A 19,310-nucleotide genomic window follows, 5' to 3' on the forward strand; every position below is an offset into this window, starting at 1 on the left:
ATGGATTCAATGGCCGGCAAGCTGCCGGACGACAGCGCGGCAGCCAGCCCCTGGTGGGTGGTTTGCCTGTGTGCGCAATGGTGCGGCGTTTGTAACCAGTACCGGAGCGCGTTTGCGGAGCTGGCCACCCAGTTCCCGCAGATGCACTTCGTCTGGCTTGATGTCGAGGACCGCGAGGATGTGGCCGGGGACCTGGACATCGAAACCTTTCCCTCTGTGCTGATCGCTGACGGCGAGCGCGCGCGCTTTCTGGGGCCGGTGCTGCCCCAGCCGGGCGTTGTGGCGCGCATGCTGCAGTCATTGGCCCAGGACCCTGGCGCGGCCCCGGCCGACCCCGCCGAAGCGCAGGCCCTTTTGCGGCGGCTTCAGTCGGCGCAGGCGCTTGAGCGCGTGGGCGCCTGAGCATCCGGCGGAGGGGTGTCCGCCCTGGCCTGGGCTGCCTTGCGCAGTGCCTGCCAGCGCCTGTTTTTGTACGGCGCGAACTTGGCCTGGAGGTCGTTTGCGGATACAATGGCATATTCACGACCAAACGGGCGGGTACCAACCGCCCTTTTTTTTGGGCGATCTTCGGGCGACCTTAGGGATTGCCATGGGGCTCGGCGCTGTTGGGACATGGCTGCTGCCAAGGTTCCAGGGGCGTTCCGGGTCTTTTGTGTTTGCAGGATTGAATTTAATTACACGTGGCACTACAGCAAATCGTTGAACAAACCGTGACAGGTCTGGGCTATGACCTGGTGGAAATAGAACGCTCGGCAGGCGGGCTGTTGCGCGTCACAATTGATTTGCCTTGGCAGCCCCCGGTGGAGGGCGAGCCGGTGGTGCCGGAGCAGTTCGTGACAGTCGAGGACTGCGAGAAGATCACGCGCCAGCTGCAGTTCGCGCTGGAGGTCGATGGCACGGATTACACGCGCCTCGAGGTCTCCTCCCCGGGCATCGACCGCCCCCTGCGGCATGAGCAGGACTTCATCCGCTTTGTCGGGGAAGTCATCGACCTGACCCTCAAGGAGCCCATCGGCGCTGCCGCTGAAGGGCAGGTCAGCGCCAATCGCAAGAAATTCCGCGGCACGCTGGAGCGTGCCGAAGGTGGTGGCTGGCAGATCGTCTGGAGCGACGAGCCACCCGCCAAGCCTGGCCAGAGGGTCAGCAAGAAGCGTGTTCCCGCGCCCCTGCAGGCGCTGGGTTTCACGCTGGAGGAGCTGCGCGAGGCGCGTCTGGCTCCCCTTGTGGATTTCAAGGGGCGTTCTGCCAAGCCGGTCTGATCGGAGCGGGCAGGGTACGTCGAATCATTGGGGCAGAAGGGCATTGCCATCCCCTTTCTGCGTGATTGAAATAGGAGAGTCGTCGCATGAATCGCGAATTGTTGATGTTGGTAGAAGCCATTTCGCGCGAAAAGAACGTGGAGCGCGATTTGGTGTTCGGTGCAGTGGAATCGGCCCTGGCCCAAGCCACGAAGAAGCTGTACCAAGGTGAAGTGGACATCCGCGTGGCCATCGATCGCGACAGCGGTAACTACGACACCTTCCGCCGCTGGCTGGTGGTGCCCGATGATGCGGGCCTGCAAAACCCCGATGCCGAAGAAATGCTGATGGACGCACAGGACCGCGTCCCCGGCATCTCCGAAGGCGAGTACATCGAGGAAGAGATCGAGTCGGTGCCCATCGGCCGCATCGGTGCGATGGCGGCCAAGCAGGTCATCCTGCAAAAGATCCGCGATGCCGAGCGCGAAATGCTGCTCAACGAGTTCCTGTCGCGCGGCGACCGGATCTTCACGGGCACGGTCAAGCGCATGGACAAGGGCGACATCATCGTCGAGGCCGGCCGTGTCGAAGGACGCCTGCGCCGCAGCGAAATGATCCCCAAGGAAAACCTGCGCAACGGCGACCGCGTGCGGGCCATGATCATGGAAGTGGACGCCACGCTGCGCGGCGCGCCCATCATCCTGTCGCGTTCGGCGCCGGAGTTCATGGTCGAGCTGTTCCGCAACGAAGTGCCCGAGATCGAGCAGGGCCTGCTGGAGATCAAGAGCTGCGCTCGCGATGCCGGCAGCCGCGCCAAGATCGCCGTGCTCAGCCATGACAAGCGTGTCGATCCCATCGGCACCTGTGTCGGCGTGCGGGGCACCCGCGTCAACGCCGTCACCAATGAATTGGCTGGCGAGCGCGTGGACATCGTGCTGTGGTCCGAGGACCCCGCACAGTTCGTGATCGGTGCGCTGGCTCCGGCCAATGTGTCGTCCATCGTTGTGGACGAGGAAAAGCACGCCATGGACGTGGTGGTTGACGAGGAAAACCTCGCCATCGCCATCGGCCGTGGCGGCCAGAACGTTCGCCTGGCTTCCGAGCTTACCGGCTGGAAGATCAACATCATGGACGCGGCTGAGTCTGCGCAAAAGCAGGCGGACGAGTCTGCCGTTGCGCGCCAGCTGTTCATGGAAAAGCTCGATGTGGACGAGGAAATCGCCAACATCCTCATCGAGGAAGGTTTCGAGACCCTGGAAGAAGTGGCCTACGTGCCGCTGCAGGAAATGCTCGAAATCGAGGCGTTCGACGAAGAGACGGTGAACGAGCTGCGCACCCGTGCGAAGGATGCCCTGCTGACGCAGGAAATCGCGCACGAGGAAAACGTGGGCAAGGTGTCGCAGGATCTGCTGACGCTCGAGGGAATGACTCCGGAGATCGTGGACAAGCTGGCCGAGGCCAATGTGCACACTCGCGACGATCTGGCCGATCTGGCCATCGATGAGTTGACCGAGCTGACCGGGCAGACCGAGGAAGAAGCGAAGGCTTTGATCATGAAGGCGCGTGAGCACTGGTTCACCGAAGGGCAAGAGTAAGGTCAGGGAGGTTCAGAGCATTTATGTCCAGTAATACGGTTGCCGAGTTTGCAAAAGAGCTCAACAAGACCCCTGACACGTTGCTGCAGCAGCTCAAGGCTGCAGGCGTCGCCAAGGACAACGCATCGGATGCGTTGACCGACGGCGACAAGCAGCAACTGCTCAGCCATCTGCAGGCCAGCCACGGAAGTGGCGCCAAGAAGATCACGCTGACCAAACGGTCCACCAGCGAGATCAAGCAGGCCGATTCGTCGGGCCGCGCCCGCACCATCCAGGTGGAAGTGCGCAAGAAGCGCACCTTCGTCAAGCGCGACGAGGCCGCCGAAGGCGCCTCCGATCCCGCTGCCGTTGCGGCTGCCCAGGAGCAGCGCGCGGCGTCGGAGCGCGAATCTCAGGAATTGGTGCGCCGCGAAGGGGAAGCACGTCGCCAGGCCGAAATGATCGGCCGGGAGGAGGAAGAATTGGCACAGCAACGCCGTGAGCGCGAAGAGCGCGAGCTAGTCCAACAGCGCGAGCGCGAAGCCGAAGAGCGCGCAGCCGCCTATGCGGCTGCCGAAGCCGCAAAGATTGTCGAGGCCAACCGCGCTAAGCAGGAAGCCTCGCGCGAGCAGGCTGCCGGCCAGATAGCGCGCGCCGAAGCCCAGCTCGCGGCACGCGCCAAGGCCGAGGAAGAGTCCAAGGCCCGTGCGGCCGAGGAAGCCGAACGCGCCAAGGATCTGGAAGACCGCCGCCGCAAGGCGCTGGCCGAAGCCGAAGCCATTCGCGCCATGATGGCTGCGCCCAAGAAGGTGCTCGTGGCCAAGAAGCCCGAAGAGCCCAAGCCCGTGGCAAAGCCTGCAGCGCCTGCTGCCGCCGATGCCAAGAAGACCACGCTGCACAAGCCCGCTGGCACGACCGCCGGCGGAGCCGGTGCGCGCGCGCCTGCCGGCGCCGGCAAGGAAGTCAAGTCCGCCAAGCTCTCCTCGAGCTGGGCCGGCGATGGCAAGAAGAAGGAAATCAAGACCCGTGGCGACAGCTCCGGTGGCGTGGGCGGCCGTTCCAACTGGCGCGGCGGCCCGCGTGGCGGGCGTCGTGGCAATGACCGCAATGACGGACAGCACCAGAGCGCGGCAACGGAATTCCGTGCCATTGAAGTGCACGTGCCCGAGACCATCACCGTGGCCGAGCTGGCGCACAAGATGTCGGTCAAGGCATCCGAGCTGATCAAGGTGCTGATGAAGATGGGCCAGATGGTCACCATCAACCAGCCCCTGGACCAGGACACGGCCATGATCGTGGTCGAGGAAATGGGCCACACCGCCAAGGTCGCTGCGCTGGACGATCCCGAAGCCTTCACGGCCGAGGAAGTGTCCCAGCAGGAAGCTGCCCAGGAGTCGCGCGCCCCCGTGGTCACCGTCATGGGCCACGTGGACCACGGCAAGACCTCGCTGCTGGACTACATCCGCCGCACCAAGGTTGCGTCGGGCGAAGCCGGCGGCATCACCCAGCACATCGGTGCCTACCATGTGACGACGCCCCGCGGCATCGTCACCTTCCTGGACACCCCGGGCCACGAGGCCTTCACGGCCATGCGTGCCCGTGGTGCACAGGCCACCGACATCGTCATCCTGGTGTGTGCTGCCGACGACGGCGTGATGCCCCAGACCAAGGAAGCCATCAAGCACGCGAAGGCGGCGGGTGTGCCCATCGTGGTTGCCATCACCAAGGCCGACAAGCCCGATGCCAACCTCGACCGCGTCAAGCAAGGCCTGGTGGCCGAGCAGGTGGTGCCTGAAGAGTACGGCGGCGAGTCCCCGTTCATCGCCGTGTCGTCCAAGACCGGCCAGGGCATCGACGAGCTGCTGGAACAGGTCCTGCTGCAGGCCGAAGTGCTGGAGCTGACCGCTCCCGTGGAAGCCGCTGCCAAGGGTCTGGTCATCGAAGCGCAGCTGGACAAGGGCCGCGGCCCCGTGGCCACGGTGCTGGTGCAGTCCGGCACGCTGAAGGTGGGCGACGTGGTGCTGGCAGGCCAGACCTACGGCCGCGTGCGCGCCATGCTGGACGAAGACGGCAAGCAGACCAAGTCCGCTGGCCCCTCCATCCCGGTGGAAATCCAGGGTCTGTCCGACGTGCCCCAGGCCGGCGACGACTTCATGGTGCTGCAGGACGAGCGCCGCGCCCGCGAAATCGCGACCTACCGCGCCGGCAAGTTCCGCAACACCAAGCTGGCCCGCCAGCAGGCTGCCAAGCTCGAGAACATGTTCGCCGAAATGGGTGCGGGCGAGGTCCAGACCCTGCCCATCATCGTCAAGGCCGATATGCAGGGCTCGCAGGAAGCACTGGGCGCATCGCTGCTCAAGCTCTCCACCGAAGAGATCCGCGTGCAGCTGGTCTACTCGGGCGTGGGCGGCATCAGCGAGTCCGACGTGAACCTGGCGCTGGCCTCCAAGGCCATCATCATCGGCTTCAACGTCCGGGCCGATGCCCAGGCGCGCAAGACGGCCGAGAGCAACGATGTGGACCTGCGCTACTACAACATCATCTACGACGCCGTCGAAGAGGTGAAGGCAGCGATGTCCGGCATGCTGGCTCCCGAGCGCAAGGAAGAGATCATCGGCATGGCCGAGATCCGTACCGTGTTCGTGGCGTCGAAGATCGGCACCGTGGCTGGCTCGTACATCACGCAAGGCCAGGTTACGCGCAATGCGCATTTCCGCCTGCTGCGCGAGAACGTGGTCATCTACACGGGCGAGATCGAATCGCTCAAGCGCCTGAAGGACGACGTCAAGGAAGTCAAGGAAGGCTTCGAGTGCGGTATCAAGCTCAAGAACTACAACGACATTCGCGAAGGCGACGTGCTCGAAGTGTTCGAGATCAAGGAAATCGCGCGCTCGCTGTAATTCGACATGGCAACACGCAAGTCCGCTGCGCCGAACCGCAGCTTCAAAGTCTCCGACCAGATCCAGCGGGATCTGGCGGAGCTGATCGCACGCGAGTTGAAGGACCCGCGCGTGGGCATGGTGACGCTGCAAAGCGTGGAGGTGACTCCGGACTATGCCCACGCCAAGGTCTACTTCAGCCTGCTGATCGGCGATCCGCAGGAGACGCAGGACGCCCTGAACCAGGCCGCAGGCTTCCTGCGCAACGGCCTGTTCAAGCGCCTGCACATCCATACCGTGCCCACGCTGCACTTCATCTACGACCGCACCACCGAGCGTGCGGCCGACATGAACGCCTTGATCGCCAAGGCCGTCTCCTCGCGCGGGAAGGAAGAGTAGCCCCATGAACGCGCCACGCACAAGGGTGCAGCGGCGCCCTGTGCATGGGGTGTTGCTGCTCGACAAACCGCTGGAGCTGTCCAGCAACGACGCCTTGCAGAAGGTCAAGTGGTTGCTGCGCGCCGAAAAGGCCGGACACACCGGCACGCTGGACCCGTTGGCCACCGGCGTGCTGCCGCTGTGCTTCGGTGCGGCGACCAAGTTCAGCCAGTTGCAGCTTGAAGCTGCCAAGACCTACGAGGCGATTGCGCGCCTGGGCCAGACCACGACCACGGCCGATGCCGAGGGCGAGGTGCTGCGCGAGCGCGCCGTTGACTTCGCCGCCCTCACGGCCGAGCGATTGGCCGCCGTGCAGGCGCAGTTCACGGGTGCGATCCGCCAGGTGCCACCCATGTACAGCGCCCTCAAGAAGGACGGCAAGGCTCTCTATGAATATGCGCGTGCCGGCATCGAAGTCGAGCGTCCGGCGCGCGAAGTGACAATCCACGCACTGGAGCTTTCGCTGACGCAAGACAGCCAAGGCCAGCCGGCGATCCGGATGCTGGTGACCTGCAGCAAGGGCACCTATATCCGCACGCTGGCGGAGGACGTGGGAGAGGCCCTGGGCTGCGGCGCGCACCTGCGCGCGCTGCGCCGTATCGACACCGGCGGGCTGGGTGTCGAGCGCTGTATCTCGCTGGAGGCGCTGGCCGCCATGGGCGAGGACGAGCGTCTGCAGCAGTTGCAGCCTGTCGATGCCTTGCTGGCCAGCCACACGGCTGTCACGCTGGGCGAGCAAGATGCGGCCCGTTTTCTCACGGGCCTGCCCCGCAAGGGCGCTTGGGCCGATGCCGAGGCGGTGGCTGTGTATGGCGAAAACCCCCAGGCTCTGCTGGGGGTGGGGCGCGTGGTGCGTGGGGAACTCATCCCCGCCCGCCTGCTCAGTTCACTGGAAATTCAACAGATTTTGGAAGACACGCCGCGCCCATGACGCAGCGGCAATGGGAAAACACTATGAGCAAACAAATCCGCAATATCGCGATCATCGCCCACGTGGACCACGGCAAAACCACCATGGTGGACCAGCTGCTGCGCCAATCCGGAACCTTCGCCGAACACGAGAAAGTCGTGGACACGGTGATGGACAACAACGCCATCGAACGCGAGCGTGGCATCACCATCCTGGCCAAGAACTGCGCCGTGAGCTGGAACGACACGCACATCAACATCCTCGACACGCCCGGCCACGCGGACTTCGGCGGTGAAGTGGAGCGTGCCCTGTCCATGGTCGACGGCGTGGTGCTGCTGATCGACGCGCAGGAAGGCCCCATGCCCCAGACGCGCTTCGTGACCAAGAAGGCACTGGCCCTGGGCCTGAAGCCCATCCTCGTGGTCAACAAGGTGGACAAGCCCGGTGCGCGTCCCGACTACGTGGTCAACGCCGCGTTCGACCTGTTCGACAAGCTGGGTGCCACCGACGAGCAGCTGGACTTCCCCGTGGTGTACGCCTCGGGCATCAACGGCTGGACCTCGCTGGAAGAAGGCGCTCCGGGCGAGCAGTGGGGCCCCGACATGTCGGCCCTGTTCGACACCATCCTGAAGCACGTGCCTTCGGTCAAGGGCGATCCCGCCGCTCCGCTGCAAATGCAGATCTCGGCGCTGGACTACTCCACCTTCGTGGGCCGCATCGGCGTGGGCCGCATCACCTCCGGCACGCTCAAGCCTTCGACCGACGTGCTGGTCATGGAAGGTCCTGACGGCAAGAGCTACAAGGGCCGCATCAACCAGGTGCTGAAGTTCCAGGGCATCGACCGCGTGCAGGTGACCGAAGCCGGCCCCAGCGACATCGTGCTGGTCAACGGTATCGCCGACCTGGGCATGGGCGTCACGCTGACCGACCCGCTGAACCCCCGGCCGCTGCCGATGCTCAAGATCGACGAGCCCACGCTGACCATGAACTTCTGCGTCAACACCTCGCCGCTGGCGGGCCGTGAAGGCAAGTTCGTGACCAGCCGCCAGATCTGGGACCGCCTGCAAAAGGAACTGCGTTCCAACGTGGCCCTGCGTGTCAAGGAAACCGACGAAGACGGCATCTTCGAAGTGTCGGGCCGCGGCGAACTGCACCTGACCATCCTGCTGGAAGAAATGCGCCGTGAAGGCTACGAGCTGGCCGTGTCCAAGCCCCGCGTGGTCTACCGCGACGTGGACGGCGTGCGCCACGAGCCCATCGAGCTGGTGACGGCCGACATCGAGGAAGGCCACCAGGGTGGCGTGATGCAGGCCCTGGGCGAGCGCAAGGGCGAGCTGGTCAACATGGAACCCGATGGCCGCGGCCGCGTGCGCCTGGAATACCGCATTCCTGCGCGTGGCCTGATCGGCTTCACCAACGAATTCCTGAACCTGACCCGTGGTTCCGGCCTGATCTCCAACATCTTCGACAGCTACGAGCCGCACAAGGGCGAAATCGGCGGCCGCAAGAACGGTGTGCTGATCTCCATGGACGAAGGCGAAATCTTCACCTACGCCCTGGGCAAGCTGGACGACCGTGGCCGCATGTTCGTCAAGGCCAACGATCCCGTGTACGAAGGCATGATCATCGGCATCCACAGCCGTGACAACGACCTGGTGGTCAACGCCACGCGTACCAAGCAGCTGACCAACTTCCGCGTGTCCGGCAAGGAAGATGCCATCAAGATCACGCCCCCGATCGACCTGTCGCTGGAATACGCGGTGGAATTCATCGAGGACGACGAGCTGGTGGAAATCACCCCCAAGAGCATCCGCGTGCGCAAGCGCCACCTGTCCGAGAACGAGCGCAAGCGCGCTTCGCGCGCAGGCGCATAAGCGCCGTGGCGCCGAGGGCGCGCGCAAGCCAGCCGGCTTCGTCGCCCTGATTGTCAAAGGCCGCATCCGCGGCCTTTGTCTTTTCTGCGGCGGCTTCTGCCACGCCGTCCGCCAGGCCGTCCGTCAGGCGTTCAGCCGCAGCAGCAATTCGCGCAGGCGCTGGCCGGCCGCTGCGCTCTGGTGCGGGTTGAGCGCCAGGGCCAGGCCGATGGAGGGCAGGGTCCCGGCGTCTTGCAGCGTGCGGAACACCACGCCCGGCGTGCTGCCCTTGGCCACGACGGCCGGCACCAGGGCCACGCCCAGGCCCGCGCCCACCAGGCTGACCAGGGTCTGGGCCTGCACCGCATGCTGCTTGACCTGGGGCATGAAGCCCGCGTTCTGGCAGGCCAGCACCACCAGCGCATGCAGGCCGGGCACTTCGCTGGGGCGGTAGTTGACGAAGGGCTGGTCGGCCAGATCCCGCAGCCGCAAGGCGGGCCGCTGCAGCAGCGGGTTGCCTTCGGGCAGCACGGCCACCAGTTCGTCCTTTTCCACGGGCGTGATGGACAGCTCGGTGGCCTGCGTCACAGGGTAGCGCAGCAGGCCGGCATCGAAATCGCCGCTGGCCACCTGCGCGCAGATCTCGCGCGTGGTCGATTCGGTCAGCACCAGGTCGATCAGCGGATATTCGCTGCGAAAGGCCTGCACCAGCCGTGGAATCAGCGAGAACGTGGCCGAGCCTATGAAGCCTATGTGCAGCCGGCCGCGCTCGCCGCTGGCCGTGGCCTGCGAGACCTCCTGCACCTGGCGCGCATGGTGCAGTGCCAGCTCGGCACTTTCCAGGGCCGCCCGGCCTGCCTCGGTCAGCTCCGTGCCCCGGCGGTCGCGCTGGAACAGCTGCACGCCCAGGCTGTCTTCGAGCCGGCGGATGGATTGGGACAGCGGCGGCTGCGACATGTGCAGCTGCTCGGCCGCCTGCCGGTAGTTGAGCGTGCGGGCCAGGATGACGAAGTGACGCAGTTGGCGCAGGTCCATTGATATCCACCGTGTATCAGCGATGCTGAATTAAGTCTTAGACGCGACTTCAAAGATATCAAATACTGGCTCCCTGAAGCAACATGGAGACCACAGTGCAGGCTGCGTTGACAGGGATTCGGGTGCTGGATCTGTCCAGCGTGGTGTTCGGGCCGCTGGCCAGCCAGGTGCTGGCCGACTATGGCGCCGAAGTCATCAAGATCGAGCCGCCGGCCGGCGACTCCACGCGCCACACCGGCCCGGCCGTGGAGCCCGGCATGGCAGCCATGTTCATGGGCACCAACCGCAGCAAGAAGAGCGTGGTGCTCGATCTCAAGCAGGACGAGGCGCGCCAGGCCCTGCATGCGCTGCTGGCCACGGCCGATGTGTTCATGCACAGCATGCGCCCGCAGAAGCTGGCCCCGCTGGGCCTGGACCCCGACACGCTGCGCGAGCGCTATCCGCGCCTGGTCTACGCAGGCCTGCATGGCTTTGGCGAGGACGGCCCCTATGCGGGCATGCCCGCCTACGACGACGTCATCCAGGGCATGAGCGGCCTGGCCGACCTGATGGAGCGCCAGACGGGCGAGGCGCGCTACCTGCCCACCATCGCGGCCGACAAGACCTGCGCCCTGGTGGCCGCGCATGCCGTGCTGGCGGCGCTGTTCCAGCGCGAGCGCAGCGGCCACGGCTGCTTTGTCGAAGTGCCCATGTACGAGACCATGGTGGGCTTCAACCTGGTCGAGCATTTCTACGGCATGCACTTCAGCCCCGCGCTCAGCGGCGCAGGCTACCCGCGCGTGATGGCGCCCTGGCGCAAGCCCTACCGAACGCTGGACGGCCACGTCTGCATGATGCCGTACACCGATGCGCACTGGCAGCGCTTCTTCGCCGCCGTGGGCCAGCCGCAGCTGGCCCTGGATGCGCGCTTTGCCAGCCAGGCCAGCCGCACGGCCCACATTGCCGAGCTGCTGGAGACCGCAGGCGAGCATGTGGCCCTGCACGGCACCCAGTACTGGCTCGATACCTGCCAGCGCCTGGAGATTCCCGCCGCCCCGGTGGCGCGCATGGATGAGCTTCCCGCCGATCCGCATCTGCAGGCCACGAAGTTCTTCGTGCCGCTGCACGACCCCGCCATGGGCACCGTGCACCTGCCTCGCTCCTCCGTGCGCATGGATGGCCTGCAGGTGCCCATGGGCATGCCCCCGCGCCTGGGTGAGCACACGGCGGCGCTGCTGGCCCAGGCGGGCTGGAGCGCCGAGCGCATCGCCGGCCTGCAGACCACGCAACAGGAGACATGAGATGACAGTGAACACCCCGCAGCCCCACCCTGGCGCCGCCTGGAACGCCGTGCCCCGCATGGGCCAGGGCTTTTTCTGGCAGGACCTGCAGGTCGGCCAGCAACTGCGCACCTTCCGCCGCACCGTGACCGAATCCGACCTGGTCGCCTTCATCAATGCCACGGGCATGCTGGAGGCCATCTTCATCGAGGAGGGCTACGACGGCGGCGCCATTGCCGGCCGCCCCGTGCCGGGCGCCATGACCTATGCGCTGATCGAAGGCTTCATCCTGCAAAGCATGATCCAGGGCACGGGCCTGGCCATGCTGGAGCTGCACCAGAAGATCCTCGGCCCCGTGCTGGTGGGCGACACCATCGAGGCGCTGGTCGAGGTCACCGCCATCAGGCCCACCTCCAAGGGCAACCGCGCCGTCGTCACCTCGCGCATCGAGGTCTTCAACCAGGGCCACCAGAAGGTCATGGAATACACGGCCGTGCGCCTGCTGGCAGGGCGCAGCTAGGCGGACAAAAGAATTCCCATAACGACACCAGGAGACAACAGCATGGACAAGAAAGGCAACAAGGCCGCAGGCAGACAAGGGCGGCGCAGGGTGCTGGCCGCCGTGGCGGCCTGCATGGCAGCCGCAGCGGCAGTGCCGGGAGCGGCCCTGGCACAGCAGCCCTGGCCCAGCAAGCCCATCACGCTGGTCGTGCCTTTCCCGCCGGGCGGGCCCACCGACCTGGTGGCGCGCGTGCTGGCCCAGCAGGTCGGCCAGCAACTGGGCCAGACCGTGATCGTGGACAACCGGCCCGGCGCCAACGGCAACATCGGCAACGCCCTGGTGGCCAAGGCCGCGCCCGATGGCTACACCGTGCTCTACAACACCTCGTCCATTGCGCTGAGCCCGTCGCTCTACAAGAAGATGAGCTACGACGTGAACAAGGACCTGATGCCCGTGGCGCTGACGGCCGTGGTGCCGCTGGGCCTGGTGGTCAACCCCAAGCTGCCGGTGAAGAACGTGCAGGAGTTCGTGCGCCATGCCAGGGACAAGGCGGGCCAGCTGTCCTATGGTTCGGCCGGCAACGGCAATGTCACGCACCTGGCGGTCTTCCAGGTCGTGCAGCACTACCAGATCGAGGCCAGCCACGTGCCCTACAAGGGCAGCGCGCCGGCCGACGTGGATCTGGTGGCCGGGCAGATCGACTTCATGACCGACACCATCAACTCCGTCGCACCCTTCATCAAGGAGGGACGGCTCAAGCTGCTGGCCGTGAGTTCCTCCAAGCGCCTGCCCAACTTCCCCGATGTACCCACGCTGGCCGAAAGCGGCATGTCCGGCTTCGAGGCCGGGGCCTGGCAGGGCGTGATGGTGCCCGCTAAGACGCCAGCCGCCATCATCCAGCGGCTCAACCAGGAGCTGATGCGCGCGCTCAAGGACCCGGGCGTGGTCGAGAAGCTGCAGCTGCAGGGCGCCGAAGGCCTGGGCTCCTCGCCCGAGGAATACGGCGCCTACATCCGCAGCGAGATCAAGCGCTGGGCCGGCGTGGTCAAGAGCACGGGCGTCTCTCTGGACTGAGTGCGCTGCGGTGCGCGGCGGCTGCCCGCCCTGTCGTGCACTTGCGCAAATTGGCACCTGTTTGTCAGGGGTGGGCGCGGATTTTCAGCTATGGTTGCGGCTCATCGCCCCGGGCTGCCGGGGCAGGGCATGCATAGCAACAAGGAGCAAGATATGACGGGAGCTGCCGGCGAAGTCCTCAGCGAAGTGCGGGGCCGCATTGGCATGATCACCTTGAACCGGGCCAAGGCGCTGAACGCGCTGTCGCTGGGCATGGTGCGCGATCTGCTGGCCACCCTGCTGGCCTGGCAAAAGGACGATCAGGTGCTGGCCGTGGCCATCCGCGGCATGGGCAAGGAAGGGGCCTTCGGCGCCTTCTGCGCGGGCGGCGACATCCGTTTTCTGCACGGCGCAGGCAGCACGGGCAATCCGCAGCTGGAGGACTTCTTCACCGAGGAGTACGCGCTCAACCACCTGATCCACACCTTCGGCAAGCCCTACATCGCCTTCATGGACGGCATCGTCATGGGCGGCGGCATGGGCATCAGCCAGGGCGGCACGCTGCGCATCGTCACCGAGCGTACCAAGATGGCCATGCCCGAGACGGCCATCGGCCTGTTCCCCGATGTGGGTGGCGGCTACTTCCTATCGCGCTGCCCCGGTCACGCGGGTGAGTGGCTGGCGCTGACGGGCGACGTGATCGGCGCGGCCGACGCGCTGGACTTCGGCCTGGCCGATGGCTATCTGCCCTCGGACCAGCAGCCTGCGCTGTGGGATGCCCTGGCCGCCGGCAGCTTTGCCGATGCAGCGGCCGTCGAGGCGCTGGTGAAGTCGAAGTTCACGGCCCCGGCCAAGCCAGCGGCCCAGCCCCGCGCCGAGATCGACCGCGTGTTTGCCCTGCCCACGGTGGCTGCCATGGTGCAGGCACTGGAAGCGGCGGATGGCGAGTGGGCGCAGCACACGGCAGCCACGCTGCGCAAGCGCTCGCCGCTGATGCTGCACGTGGTGCTGGAGCAGATTCGCCGCGCACGCGGCATGACGCTGGCCCAGGACCTGCGCATGGAGCGCGACATGGTGCGCCACTGCTTTTACCTGCGCCCCGGCCAGAGCGAGACCATCGAAGGCATTCGCGCCCTGGCCGTGGACAAGGACCACCAACCGCGCTGGAACCCCGCGCGCATCGAAGACGTGCAGGACGCGCAATGGCGTGCCTTCTTCGACAGCCCCTGGCCAGTGCACTCGCACCCGCTGGCGGCGCTGGACTGATCGCGCGGCGGTTGCTCAAACCTCCAAGGGTTCAAAAGGCTATCCGGCACCGCGCCGGATGGCCTTTTTTTCGGTTCAGCGATCAGCGGGCTCCATGCGGCAGGAATGGCCTGCCAGCAGCCGTACCGCGTCGTCAATGCGCGGGCCCGGATCCCATTCGGGCACGGGCGGCGTCAGGCCCAGGGCCATCTGCCGCAGCGGCTCGGCAATGGCCATGGACAGCAACAGGTCGCAGATGACATCGGGCTGCTCTGCCCTGAGCAACCCCTTCGCGCACTGGCGCCGCAGCCAGTCCACCAGCATGCCGCGGCCGCGCTCTATGCCGTTGCGCTGGTAGACCTCCAGCAACTCGGGCTTGGCGGGGAAATCGGTGGTGAGCAGGCGGAACATCCCCACCGCCTCGGCCGACAGCACGCGCGCGGCAATCACGCGCAGGATCTCGGCCAGCGCCGGAGCCACCTCTGAGGCCGACTGCGCATCGGCCGACAGGGCGGGGCGGAAACCGTCGGTCCAGCTGCGCACCACCAGGGCCACCAGATCCTCGCGGTTGGCGGCAAAGCGGTAGAGCGTCTTCTTGGCCAGCCCCGCGCGCCTGGCCACGGCTTCCATGGTGGTGGCGGCATAGCCTTCGTTGAGCAAGAGCCAGGTGGCGGCGGCCAGGGCGGCATCGTTGGCCTCGTGCTCGGGCCGGGCCGGCCGCCCGCGCGGCCTGGGGGCCGCAGGAGTGATTTCGGATTCCATTGGATTTCTTGTCGTTCCGTTCGGTGTTGTGCAGGGTCGTGCCTGGTTGTGCAGCATTTTGTTACCCGGCCGGGATTATCCGATTGTTTGGAAACGATGTGCGTTTCTTTAATATAAGATGGCTTTTCCTCATCAACCCAGGAACGGAAAACACCCATGAACTCCCATGCCTTCGAGCCCGACATTTCCCGCATCGACGAGCTGCTGCACATCACGCCGCTGCGGCTGGAGACGGGAATCCAGCGCCTGCCCAGCGGCTGTCTGGTGGTGGCCTGCCGCACCGACCTGCACGGCTGCAGCGGCCGCATGCTGGACTGGTGGTTCAAGTTCTTCGAGACCACGCAGCACATCAAGTGGTGGCATCCGCATGACCACATCGCGCATCGTGGCTGGGATGCGCAATGGAAGAAGGGCGAGAGCTATATCGGCGCGTCCATCGAAGCGGTGGAGTCCCTGGCCGATATTCCGCCCGTGGCGGCCAGGCTCAAGTTCCACGATCCGCGCGAGCTGTTCGACCCTGCGCAGCTGGAGCTGGCCTTTGCCGAAAAACGCGCATCGGCCGCCGTGTATGCGCGTATCGGCTTCGGCGAGCATGTGCAGCTGGATGCCAGCGGGGACCCCATGGACGGGCAGATGGTGCACCTGGCGCGTGACACGCCTTTTGGCTGCGTGCTGCGCAGCCGCTTTTTGCTGGGCCAGTCCTGCGCTGACCCGGCGGCCGAGCTGCCGGACGCGCTGGGCCTGGGCCTGCTGCGCCACTGCTACACGGAGTTCACCTACCTGTCGCGCTTCCTGCCCTCGCTGTACTACGGCGAACATGGCAACGGCGAGGCGGCGCCGCTGCCCTGGTAGCCGTGGCCCCAGGCTTCAAAGCTGCTGGTGCACGGCCGTGGCCAGCTGCAGCAGCCGGTTGCGCGGCAGGGCGCCGCTGAGCGCATAGCCAAAGCCCTGGTCCACCCAGTAGAAGCTGGGCACGGGGCCGTCGCTGCTGAAGCGAAAGGCGGTCTCGCCACGCGTGGCCGGGTCCTCCAGCGCGCCCAGATACAGGGTGATGCGCTCGCCGGCCGCATCCTGGTACATGAACTGGGCGCGTGCGCCGCTGTCGCCGGGCAGCAGCCGGCCGCCCACCAGCTCATAGCCCAGTTCCGTGAGGGCTGGCAGCTTCAGCGGCCGGCCCAGCCGCTTGGAAAGCCATTGCAGCAAATGGGCCTGTTGCGCTGCCTCGACCTCGACCGGGTGGCGCTGCTCGGGCTGGTAGACCGCGTGGGCGACTGCTGCCTGATGGGCGAAGCGGGCAGGTGCGGCAGCGGCCAGCGTGTCCGCCGTTGAGGGTGCCGCAGGCGCTGCCTGCTGCCCGTGCACCAGCCAGCCCAGGCCGAAGGCCAGCAGCCAGCCTGCGGCCATGCCGCCCCAGCGCCACCATTGCTGCTGGCGCTGTTGCAGGCCCTGCAGCTGCTCGGCGGCGGCGCGCATTTCATCGGGCATGGGCGGTTCGCTGCGGGCGCCGTGCAGGGCGCGCAGCAGCTGCCGCTGGCGCTGCCATTGCTCCACGCGTGCTGCGCTGTCTGCATCCAGCTGCTCGCGCAGCGCCTGTGCCTGTGGGGCCGGCAGGCGGTCATCGACCAGGGCATGCAGCTGCTCGTCGGGGATGGCCGTGGCAGCCGAGACACAGGAGGAGGGGGAGGAGGGGGCGGGGGCAGTCATGGCGGCCTCGTCATTTGAGCCGGCGCAGCGACGGGGCTGCGGCTTGGGGTGCAGCAGTCTGGGCGGGCGAAGCTGCGGGCGGTGCCTCCATCAGCTCGCGCAACCGGGAGCGTGCGCGCGACAGGCGCGACATCACGGTGCCCAGGGGCAGCTGCAGCACGCGCGCCGTGTCGGCATAGCTCATGTCCTCCACGCTGACCAGCAGCAGCACGGCCCGCTGCTCGGCGGGCAGGCGCTGCAGGCAGCGCTCCAGGTCCAGGGCAGCGTCGCTGCTGTCCTCGGGCGCTGCCAGGGACTCGGACAGGCTGTCGATGTCCAGCCACTGCCCTCGTGCGGCAGAGCGCCGCTGGTTCAGGTAGAGGTTGTGCATCAGGGTGAACAGCCAGGCGCGCAGATCGCCATCGGAGCGCCACAGCAGCCATTTGCGGCAGGCGCGTTCCAGCGTGTCCTGCACCAGGTCGTCGGCTGCCCAGGCATCGCCTGCCAGCAGCCGCGCGTAGCGGCGCAGGCCGGGCAGGTGCTCCAGGATCTGGCTGCGGTCCATGGGCGGGTCCGATCGCGCAGGGGGCCGGACTCAGGGGCGTGCGGTATGCCAGACGCCCATGACGCCGTCGCCCGTGGTATCGCCGGCCTTGCCGTCCTTCACCCAGTAGTACAGGGGCTTGCCCTTGTAGGCGATCTGGCTGCTGCCATCGTCGCGCTGGATCACGCTGTAGTTGCCGCCAGAGGGCGCCTGCTTGCCCATCAGGGGCGGCCAGTTGGTCGCGCAGGGGCCATTGCAGACGGACTTGCCACTGCCGGCCGTGTCCTTGTCGAAGGTATAGAGCGTCATGCCGTTGGCGCCGACCAGAATGCCGTTTTGCACGCTGACCGCACTGGGCGGCGTCTGGCCAGAGGCGTTGGCCGCAGGCGCGGAATAGCAGCCTGCCAGGGCCAATGTCAGGGCTGCCGTGAAGGCACAGGTACCAAGTTTCATGCCGAGCTTCTTCATCGCTGTCTCCGGTGCTTGCCGGCGCGCGAAATTGCGGCCGGACACTGCAATGAACACTGGGCCGTGCCGGTTTATTCCGCAGCAGTGCAAAAAAAGCTGCGGATGCCCGTCAACGGTTGAAGCTCTTCATGGCGCGCTCGACCTCGCGCTTGCCTTCGCGGTCCTTGATCACGTCGCGCTTGTCGTGCTCGGCCTTGCCCTTGGCCAGGGCAATGTCGCATTTGACATAGCCGTTCTTCCAGTGAAGGTTGATGGGCACCAGGGTGAAGCCCTTTTGCTCCACCTTGCCGATCAGGCGCAGGATGTCGTCCTTCTTGAGCAGCAGTTTCTTGATGCGCGCCGCGTCGGGGTTGACGTGGGTGGAGGCGGTCTTGAGCGGGTTGATCTGGCAGCCGAGCAGGAACAGCTCGCCGTCCTTGACGATGACGTAGCCGTCCGTCAACTGCACCTTGCCGCTGCGCAGTGCCTTCACTTCCCAGCCGTGCAGCACGATGCCGGCCTCGAAGCGTTCCTCGAAGAAGTAGTTGAATGCGGCTTTTTTGTTGTCGGCGATGCGCGACTGTGTTTCAGGTTTCTTGGCCATGGAGTAATAGATGCGGCGAAAACCTGGAGATGAAAGGTCTCCCTACAATACTGGATTGCCGTCTTCCCGCCGTGCGGGATTTTAGTTTCGCCTTGCCGTCATTGTGACAGCCGGCTGTGCCATGGCGGCGCTGCCGGTGTTTTGCATGCCGTGCAGCCCGCCCCATTCATGAAAAAAGTCAACAAGTCCGTCCTGATCTGGTACAGCCCCCAAGAAATGTTTGCCCTGGTGACGGACGTGGCCCACTATGCCGACTTCCTTCCCTGGTGCGATCAGGCCAGGGTGCTGGAGCAGGACGAGCAGGGCATGACGGCCGAGGTGGGCATTGCATTCGGCGGCATGCGCAAGTCCTTCGTCACGCGCAACACGCACAGCGTGCTCGACGATGGCGGGCGCCAGGTCAGCATCCGCCTGATCAAGGGGCCGTTCTCGCGGCTGGAGGGCCACTGGATGTTCCGCCCCGTGGGCGACGGATCGCAGCGCGCCTGCCGTGTCGAACTGCAACTGGACTACGGTTTCGACAACATGGCCCTTGCCGCCGTGGTCGGCCCGGTGTTCGACCGCATTGCAGGCTCCATGGTCGATGCCTTCATCAAGCGTGCCGAGCAGGTCTATGGCTGAGCCCCAGCCCGCTGTGCGCATCACGCTGGCCTGCAGTGCGCGCGCCGGCGAAGTCGTCGAGCTGTTTCTGCAATTGCCGGCCGGTGCCACGATTGCCGATGCGGTGGCGGCGGCGGGCGGCTGGCAGGCGCTGGGCTTTGCGCAGGCCGGGCCGGCAGGCCTGTGGGGCCGCAGCGCGCCTTTGACGCAAGCCCTGCGCGACGGTGACCGAGTGGAGCTGTACCGGCCCTTGACCGTGGACCCCAAGGTGGCGCGCCGCGAGCGTTTCGCACGCCAGGGCGCTCGGGCCACGGGGCTGTTCCAGCGCCAGAGGCCTGGAGCCAAGGCCGGCTACTGAGCCGGCCCGGATTCGGCGATCAGCGCATTGCGCCGCAATCGGAGGCGATGATGGCGTCGGCGCGCTTGAGTTCCGCATCGCGCGTGGCGTCGTCCATGAAGCCGCGCTCGCCCTGCTCATTCGTGTAGCCCAGCAGGCGGCCCGAAGACAGCGCGGTCTTGGACTGCTTGGCGCGTGCGCAGTTGTCCTGGCGCTGCTTGGCAATCCGTTCCTTTTCCGCCTTGGCCTTGGCGGCCTCCTGGGCTTCGGCCTTGCGCTTTTGCTCTTCCAGGGCCTTGTCGGTGCCTGCGGACTTGGTGTCCTTGGCGGCTGCAGCAGGTACGCGG

Annotated in this window: 20 protein-coding genes and 1 pseudogene; 14 read left to right on the forward strand and 7 right to left on the reverse strand. The window is 66.1% G+C overall.

The window, feature by feature from the left end; genetic code table 11:
* The 7 genes from L995_RS16550 (at position 1) to typA (ending at position 8,913) form a co-directional block, all read left to right on the forward strand.
* Positions 1-402: a thioredoxin family protein gene (locus tag L995_RS16550; protein WP_016452383.1), complete on the forward strand. Its 402-nt coding sequence runs from the start codon at positions 1-3 to the stop codon at positions 400-402.
* A 278-nt stretch (positions 403-680) separates the two neighbouring features.
* Positions 681-1,259, forward strand: coding sequence for a ribosome maturation factor RimP (gene rimP, locus L995_RS16555; RefSeq protein ID WP_047472680.1), 579 nt, complete (start codon positions 681-683; stop codon positions 1,257-1,259).
* Positions 1,260-1,345: 86 nt separating this feature from the next.
* Positions 1,346-2,833 carry a transcription termination factor NusA gene (nusA, locus tag L995_RS16560; protein WP_016448885.1) on the forward strand — a complete coding sequence of 496 codons (1,488 nt, stop codon included), beginning with the start codon at positions 1,346-1,348 and terminating at the stop codon, positions 2,831-2,833.
* A 23-nt stretch (positions 2,834-2,856) separates the two neighbouring features.
* Positions 2,857-5,712 carry a translation initiation factor IF-2 gene (gene infB, locus L995_RS16565; RefSeq protein WP_016448884.1) on the forward strand — a complete coding sequence of 952 codons (2,856 nt, stop codon included), beginning with the start codon at positions 2,857-2,859 and terminating at the stop codon, positions 5,710-5,712.
* 6 nt (positions 5,713-5,718) lie between these two features.
* Positions 5,719-6,090, forward strand: a complete 372-nt coding sequence (rbfA, locus tag L995_RS16570) for a 30S ribosome-binding factor RbfA (RefSeq protein ID WP_016448883.1) — start codon at positions 5,719-5,721, stop codon at positions 6,088-6,090.
* A 4-nt stretch (positions 6,091-6,094) separates the two neighbouring features.
* Entirely contained in the window at positions 6,095-7,060 is a 966-nt protein-coding gene (truB, locus tag L995_RS16575) for a tRNA pseudouridine(55) synthase TruB (protein ID WP_047472681.1), read from the forward strand.
* Positions 7,061-7,083: 23 nt separating this feature from the next.
* Positions 7,084-8,913, forward strand: a complete 1,830-nt coding sequence (gene typA, locus L995_RS16580; protein ID WP_026062109.1) for a translational GTPase TypA — start codon at positions 7,084-7,086, stop codon at positions 8,911-8,913.
* A 123-nt stretch (positions 8,914-9,036) separates the two neighbouring features.
* Here typA and L995_RS16585 read toward each other — a convergent pair whose 3' ends face one another.
* The gene (locus tag L995_RS16585; protein ID WP_047472682.1) at positions 9,037-9,927 is read right to left on the reverse strand and encodes a LysR family transcriptional regulator; all 891 of its coding nucleotides are present in this window, start codon (positions 9,925-9,927) and stop codon (positions 9,037-9,039) included.
* An 83-nt stretch (positions 9,928-10,010) separates the two neighbouring features.
* Here L995_RS16585 and L995_RS16590 point away from each other — a divergent pair, with 83 nt between their 5' ends.
* The 4 genes from L995_RS16590 (at position 10,011) to L995_RS16605 (ending at position 14,007) form a co-directional block, all read left to right on the forward strand.
* Complete coding sequence (locus L995_RS16590; RefSeq protein ID WP_047472683.1) at positions 10,011-11,207, forward strand: CaiB/BaiF CoA transferase family protein; 1,197 nt, start codon at positions 10,011-10,013, stop codon at positions 11,205-11,207.
* 1 nt (position 11,208) lies between these two features.
* Positions 11,209-11,706, forward strand: coding sequence for a MaoC family dehydratase (locus L995_RS16595; RefSeq protein ID WP_047472684.1), 498 nt, complete (start codon positions 11,209-11,211; stop codon positions 11,704-11,706).
* Between the two features lie 42 nt (positions 11,707-11,748).
* Complete coding sequence (locus tag L995_RS16600) at positions 11,749-12,762, forward strand: Bug family tripartite tricarboxylate transporter substrate binding protein (protein WP_047472685.1); 1,014 nt, start codon at positions 11,749-11,751, stop codon at positions 12,760-12,762.
* A 153-nt stretch (positions 12,763-12,915) separates the two neighbouring features.
* Complete coding sequence (locus L995_RS16605) at positions 12,916-14,007, forward strand: enoyl-CoA hydratase/isomerase family protein (RefSeq protein WP_016448876.1); 1,092 nt, start codon at positions 12,916-12,918, stop codon at positions 14,005-14,007.
* Between the two features lie 75 nt (positions 14,008-14,082).
* Here the strand turns inward: L995_RS16605 and L995_RS16610 are convergent, their stop codons facing one another.
* Positions 14,083-14,748: a TetR/AcrR family transcriptional regulator gene (locus L995_RS16610; protein ID WP_046240364.1), complete on the reverse strand. Its 666-nt coding sequence runs from the start codon at positions 14,746-14,748 to the stop codon at positions 14,083-14,085.
* A gap of 156 nt (positions 14,749-14,904) precedes the next feature.
* Here L995_RS16610 and L995_RS16615 point away from each other — a divergent pair, with 156 nt between their 5' ends.
* Positions 14,905-15,600, forward strand: coding sequence for a DAPG hydrolase family protein (locus L995_RS16615; protein WP_012204844.1), 696 nt, complete (start codon positions 14,905-14,907; stop codon positions 15,598-15,600).
* Positions 15,601-15,615: 15 nt separating this feature from the next.
* On the opposite strand, the gene L995_RS16620 is transcribed toward L995_RS16615, so the two are convergent.
* The 4 genes from L995_RS16620 to smpB all read right to left on the reverse strand — a co-directional run bounded on the left by L995_RS16620 (position 15,616) and on the right by smpB (position 18,026).
* Entirely contained in the window at positions 15,616-16,452 is an 837-nt protein-coding gene (locus L995_RS16620) for an anti-sigma factor family protein (RefSeq protein ID WP_046240363.1), read from the reverse strand.
* 10 nt (positions 16,453-16,462) lie between these two features.
* The gene (locus L995_RS16625; protein WP_016448872.1) at positions 16,463-16,996 is read right to left on the reverse strand and encodes an RNA polymerase sigma factor; all 534 of its coding nucleotides are present in this window, start codon (positions 16,994-16,996) and stop codon (positions 16,463-16,465) included.
* Positions 16,997-17,026: 30 nt separating this feature from the next.
* The gene (locus tag L995_RS16630; protein WP_016448871.1) at positions 17,027-17,443 is read right to left on the reverse strand and encodes a hypothetical protein; all 417 of its coding nucleotides are present in this window, start codon (positions 17,441-17,443) and stop codon (positions 17,027-17,029) included.
* 109 nt (positions 17,444-17,552) lie between these two features.
* Complete coding sequence (gene smpB, locus L995_RS16635) at positions 17,553-18,026, reverse strand: SsrA-binding protein SmpB (protein WP_016448870.1); 474 nt, start codon at positions 18,024-18,026, stop codon at positions 17,553-17,555.
* 168 nt (positions 18,027-18,194) lie between these two features.
* Here smpB and L995_RS16640 point away from each other — a divergent pair, with 168 nt between their 5' ends.
* Together L995_RS16640 and L995_RS16645 are read left to right on the forward strand one after the other, a co-directional pair.
* A complete protein-coding gene (locus L995_RS16640) occupies positions 18,195-18,647 on the forward strand; it encodes a type II toxin-antitoxin system RatA family toxin (protein WP_016452375.1) in 453 nt (150 codons plus the stop codon).
* Positions 18,640-18,984: an RnfH family protein gene (locus L995_RS16645; RefSeq protein ID WP_016448868.1), complete on the forward strand. Its 345-nt coding sequence runs from the start codon at positions 18,640-18,642 to the stop codon at positions 18,982-18,984. The genes L995_RS16640 and L995_RS16645 overlap by 8 nt, the downstream gene beginning before the upstream one ends.
* A 19-nt stretch (positions 18,985-19,003) precedes the next feature.
* Here L995_RS16645 and L995_RS16650 read toward each other — a convergent pair.
* Positions 19,004-19,310 (reverse strand): annotated as a pseudogene (locus L995_RS16650) (DUF4124 domain-containing protein); the annotation flags it as partial.

Origin of the sequence: Delftia sp. ZNC0008 (genome assembly GCF_000799035.1) — a bacterium.
GTDB classification, from domain to species: Bacteria; Pseudomonadota; Gammaproteobacteria; order Burkholderiales; family Burkholderiaceae_C; genus Comamonas; species Comamonas tsuruhatensis.

Bases quoted from the DNA above. Each gene is read 5' to 3' on its own strand.
- L995_RS16550 (WP_016452383.1), top strand. From the start codon at position 1: ATGGATTCAATGGCCGGCAAGCTGCCGGACGACAGCGCGGCAGCCAGC.
- nusA (WP_016448885.1), top strand. From the start codon at position 1,346: ATGAATCGCGAATTGTTGATGTTGGTAGAAGCCATTTCGCGCGAAAAG.
- infB (WP_016448884.1), top strand. From the start codon at position 2,857: ATGTCCAGTAATACGGTTGCCGAGTTTGCAAAAGAGCTCAACAAGACC.
- rbfA (WP_016448883.1), top strand. From the start codon at position 5,719: ATGGCAACACGCAAGTCCGCTGCGCCGAACCGCAGCTTCAAAGTCTCC.
- truB (WP_047472681.1), top strand. From the start codon at position 6,095: ATGAACGCGCCACGCACAAGGGTGCAGCGGCGCCCTGTGCATGGGGTG.
- typA (WP_026062109.1), top strand. From the start codon at position 7,084: ATGAGCAAACAAATCCGCAATATCGCGATCATCGCCCACGTGGACCAC.
- L995_RS16585 (WP_047472682.1), bottom strand. From the start codon at position 9,927: ATGGACCTGCGCCAACTGCGTCACTTCGTCATCCTGGCCCGCACGCTC.
- L995_RS16590 (WP_047472683.1), top strand. From the start codon at position 10,011: ATGGAGACCACAGTGCAGGCTGCGTTGACAGGGATTCGGGTGCTGGAT.
- L995_RS16595 (WP_047472684.1), top strand. From the start codon at position 11,209: ATGACAGTGAACACCCCGCAGCCCCACCCTGGCGCCGCCTGGAACGCC.
- L995_RS16600 (WP_047472685.1), top strand. From the start codon at position 11,749: ATGGACAAGAAAGGCAACAAGGCCGCAGGCAGACAAGGGCGGCGCAGG.
- L995_RS16605 (WP_016448876.1), top strand. From the start codon at position 12,916: ATGACGGGAGCTGCCGGCGAAGTCCTCAGCGAAGTGCGGGGCCGCATT.
- L995_RS16610 (WP_046240364.1), bottom strand. From the start codon at position 14,748: ATGGAATCCGAAATCACTCCTGCGGCCCCCAGGCCGCGCGGGCGGCCG.
- L995_RS16615 (WP_012204844.1), top strand. From the start codon at position 14,905: ATGAACTCCCATGCCTTCGAGCCCGACATTTCCCGCATCGACGAGCTG.
- L995_RS16620 (WP_046240363.1), bottom strand. From the start codon at position 16,452: ATGACTGCCCCCGCCCCCTCCTCCCCCTCCTCCTGTGTCTCGGCTGCC.
- L995_RS16625 (WP_016448872.1), bottom strand. From the start codon at position 16,996: ATGGACCGCAGCCAGATCCTGGAGCACCTGCCCGGCCTGCGCCGCTAC.
- L995_RS16630 (WP_016448871.1), bottom strand. From the start codon at position 17,443: ATGAAGAAGCTCGGCATGAAACTTGGTACCTGTGCCTTCACGGCAGCC.
- smpB (WP_016448870.1), bottom strand. From the start codon at position 18,026: ATGGCCAAGAAACCTGAAACACAGTCGCGCATCGCCGACAACAAAAAA.
- L995_RS16640 (WP_016452375.1), top strand. From the start codon at position 18,195: ATGAAAAAAGTCAACAAGTCCGTCCTGATCTGGTACAGCCCCCAAGAA.
- L995_RS16645 (WP_016448868.1), top strand. From the start codon at position 18,640: ATGGCTGAGCCCCAGCCCGCTGTGCGCATCACGCTGGCCTGCAGTGCG.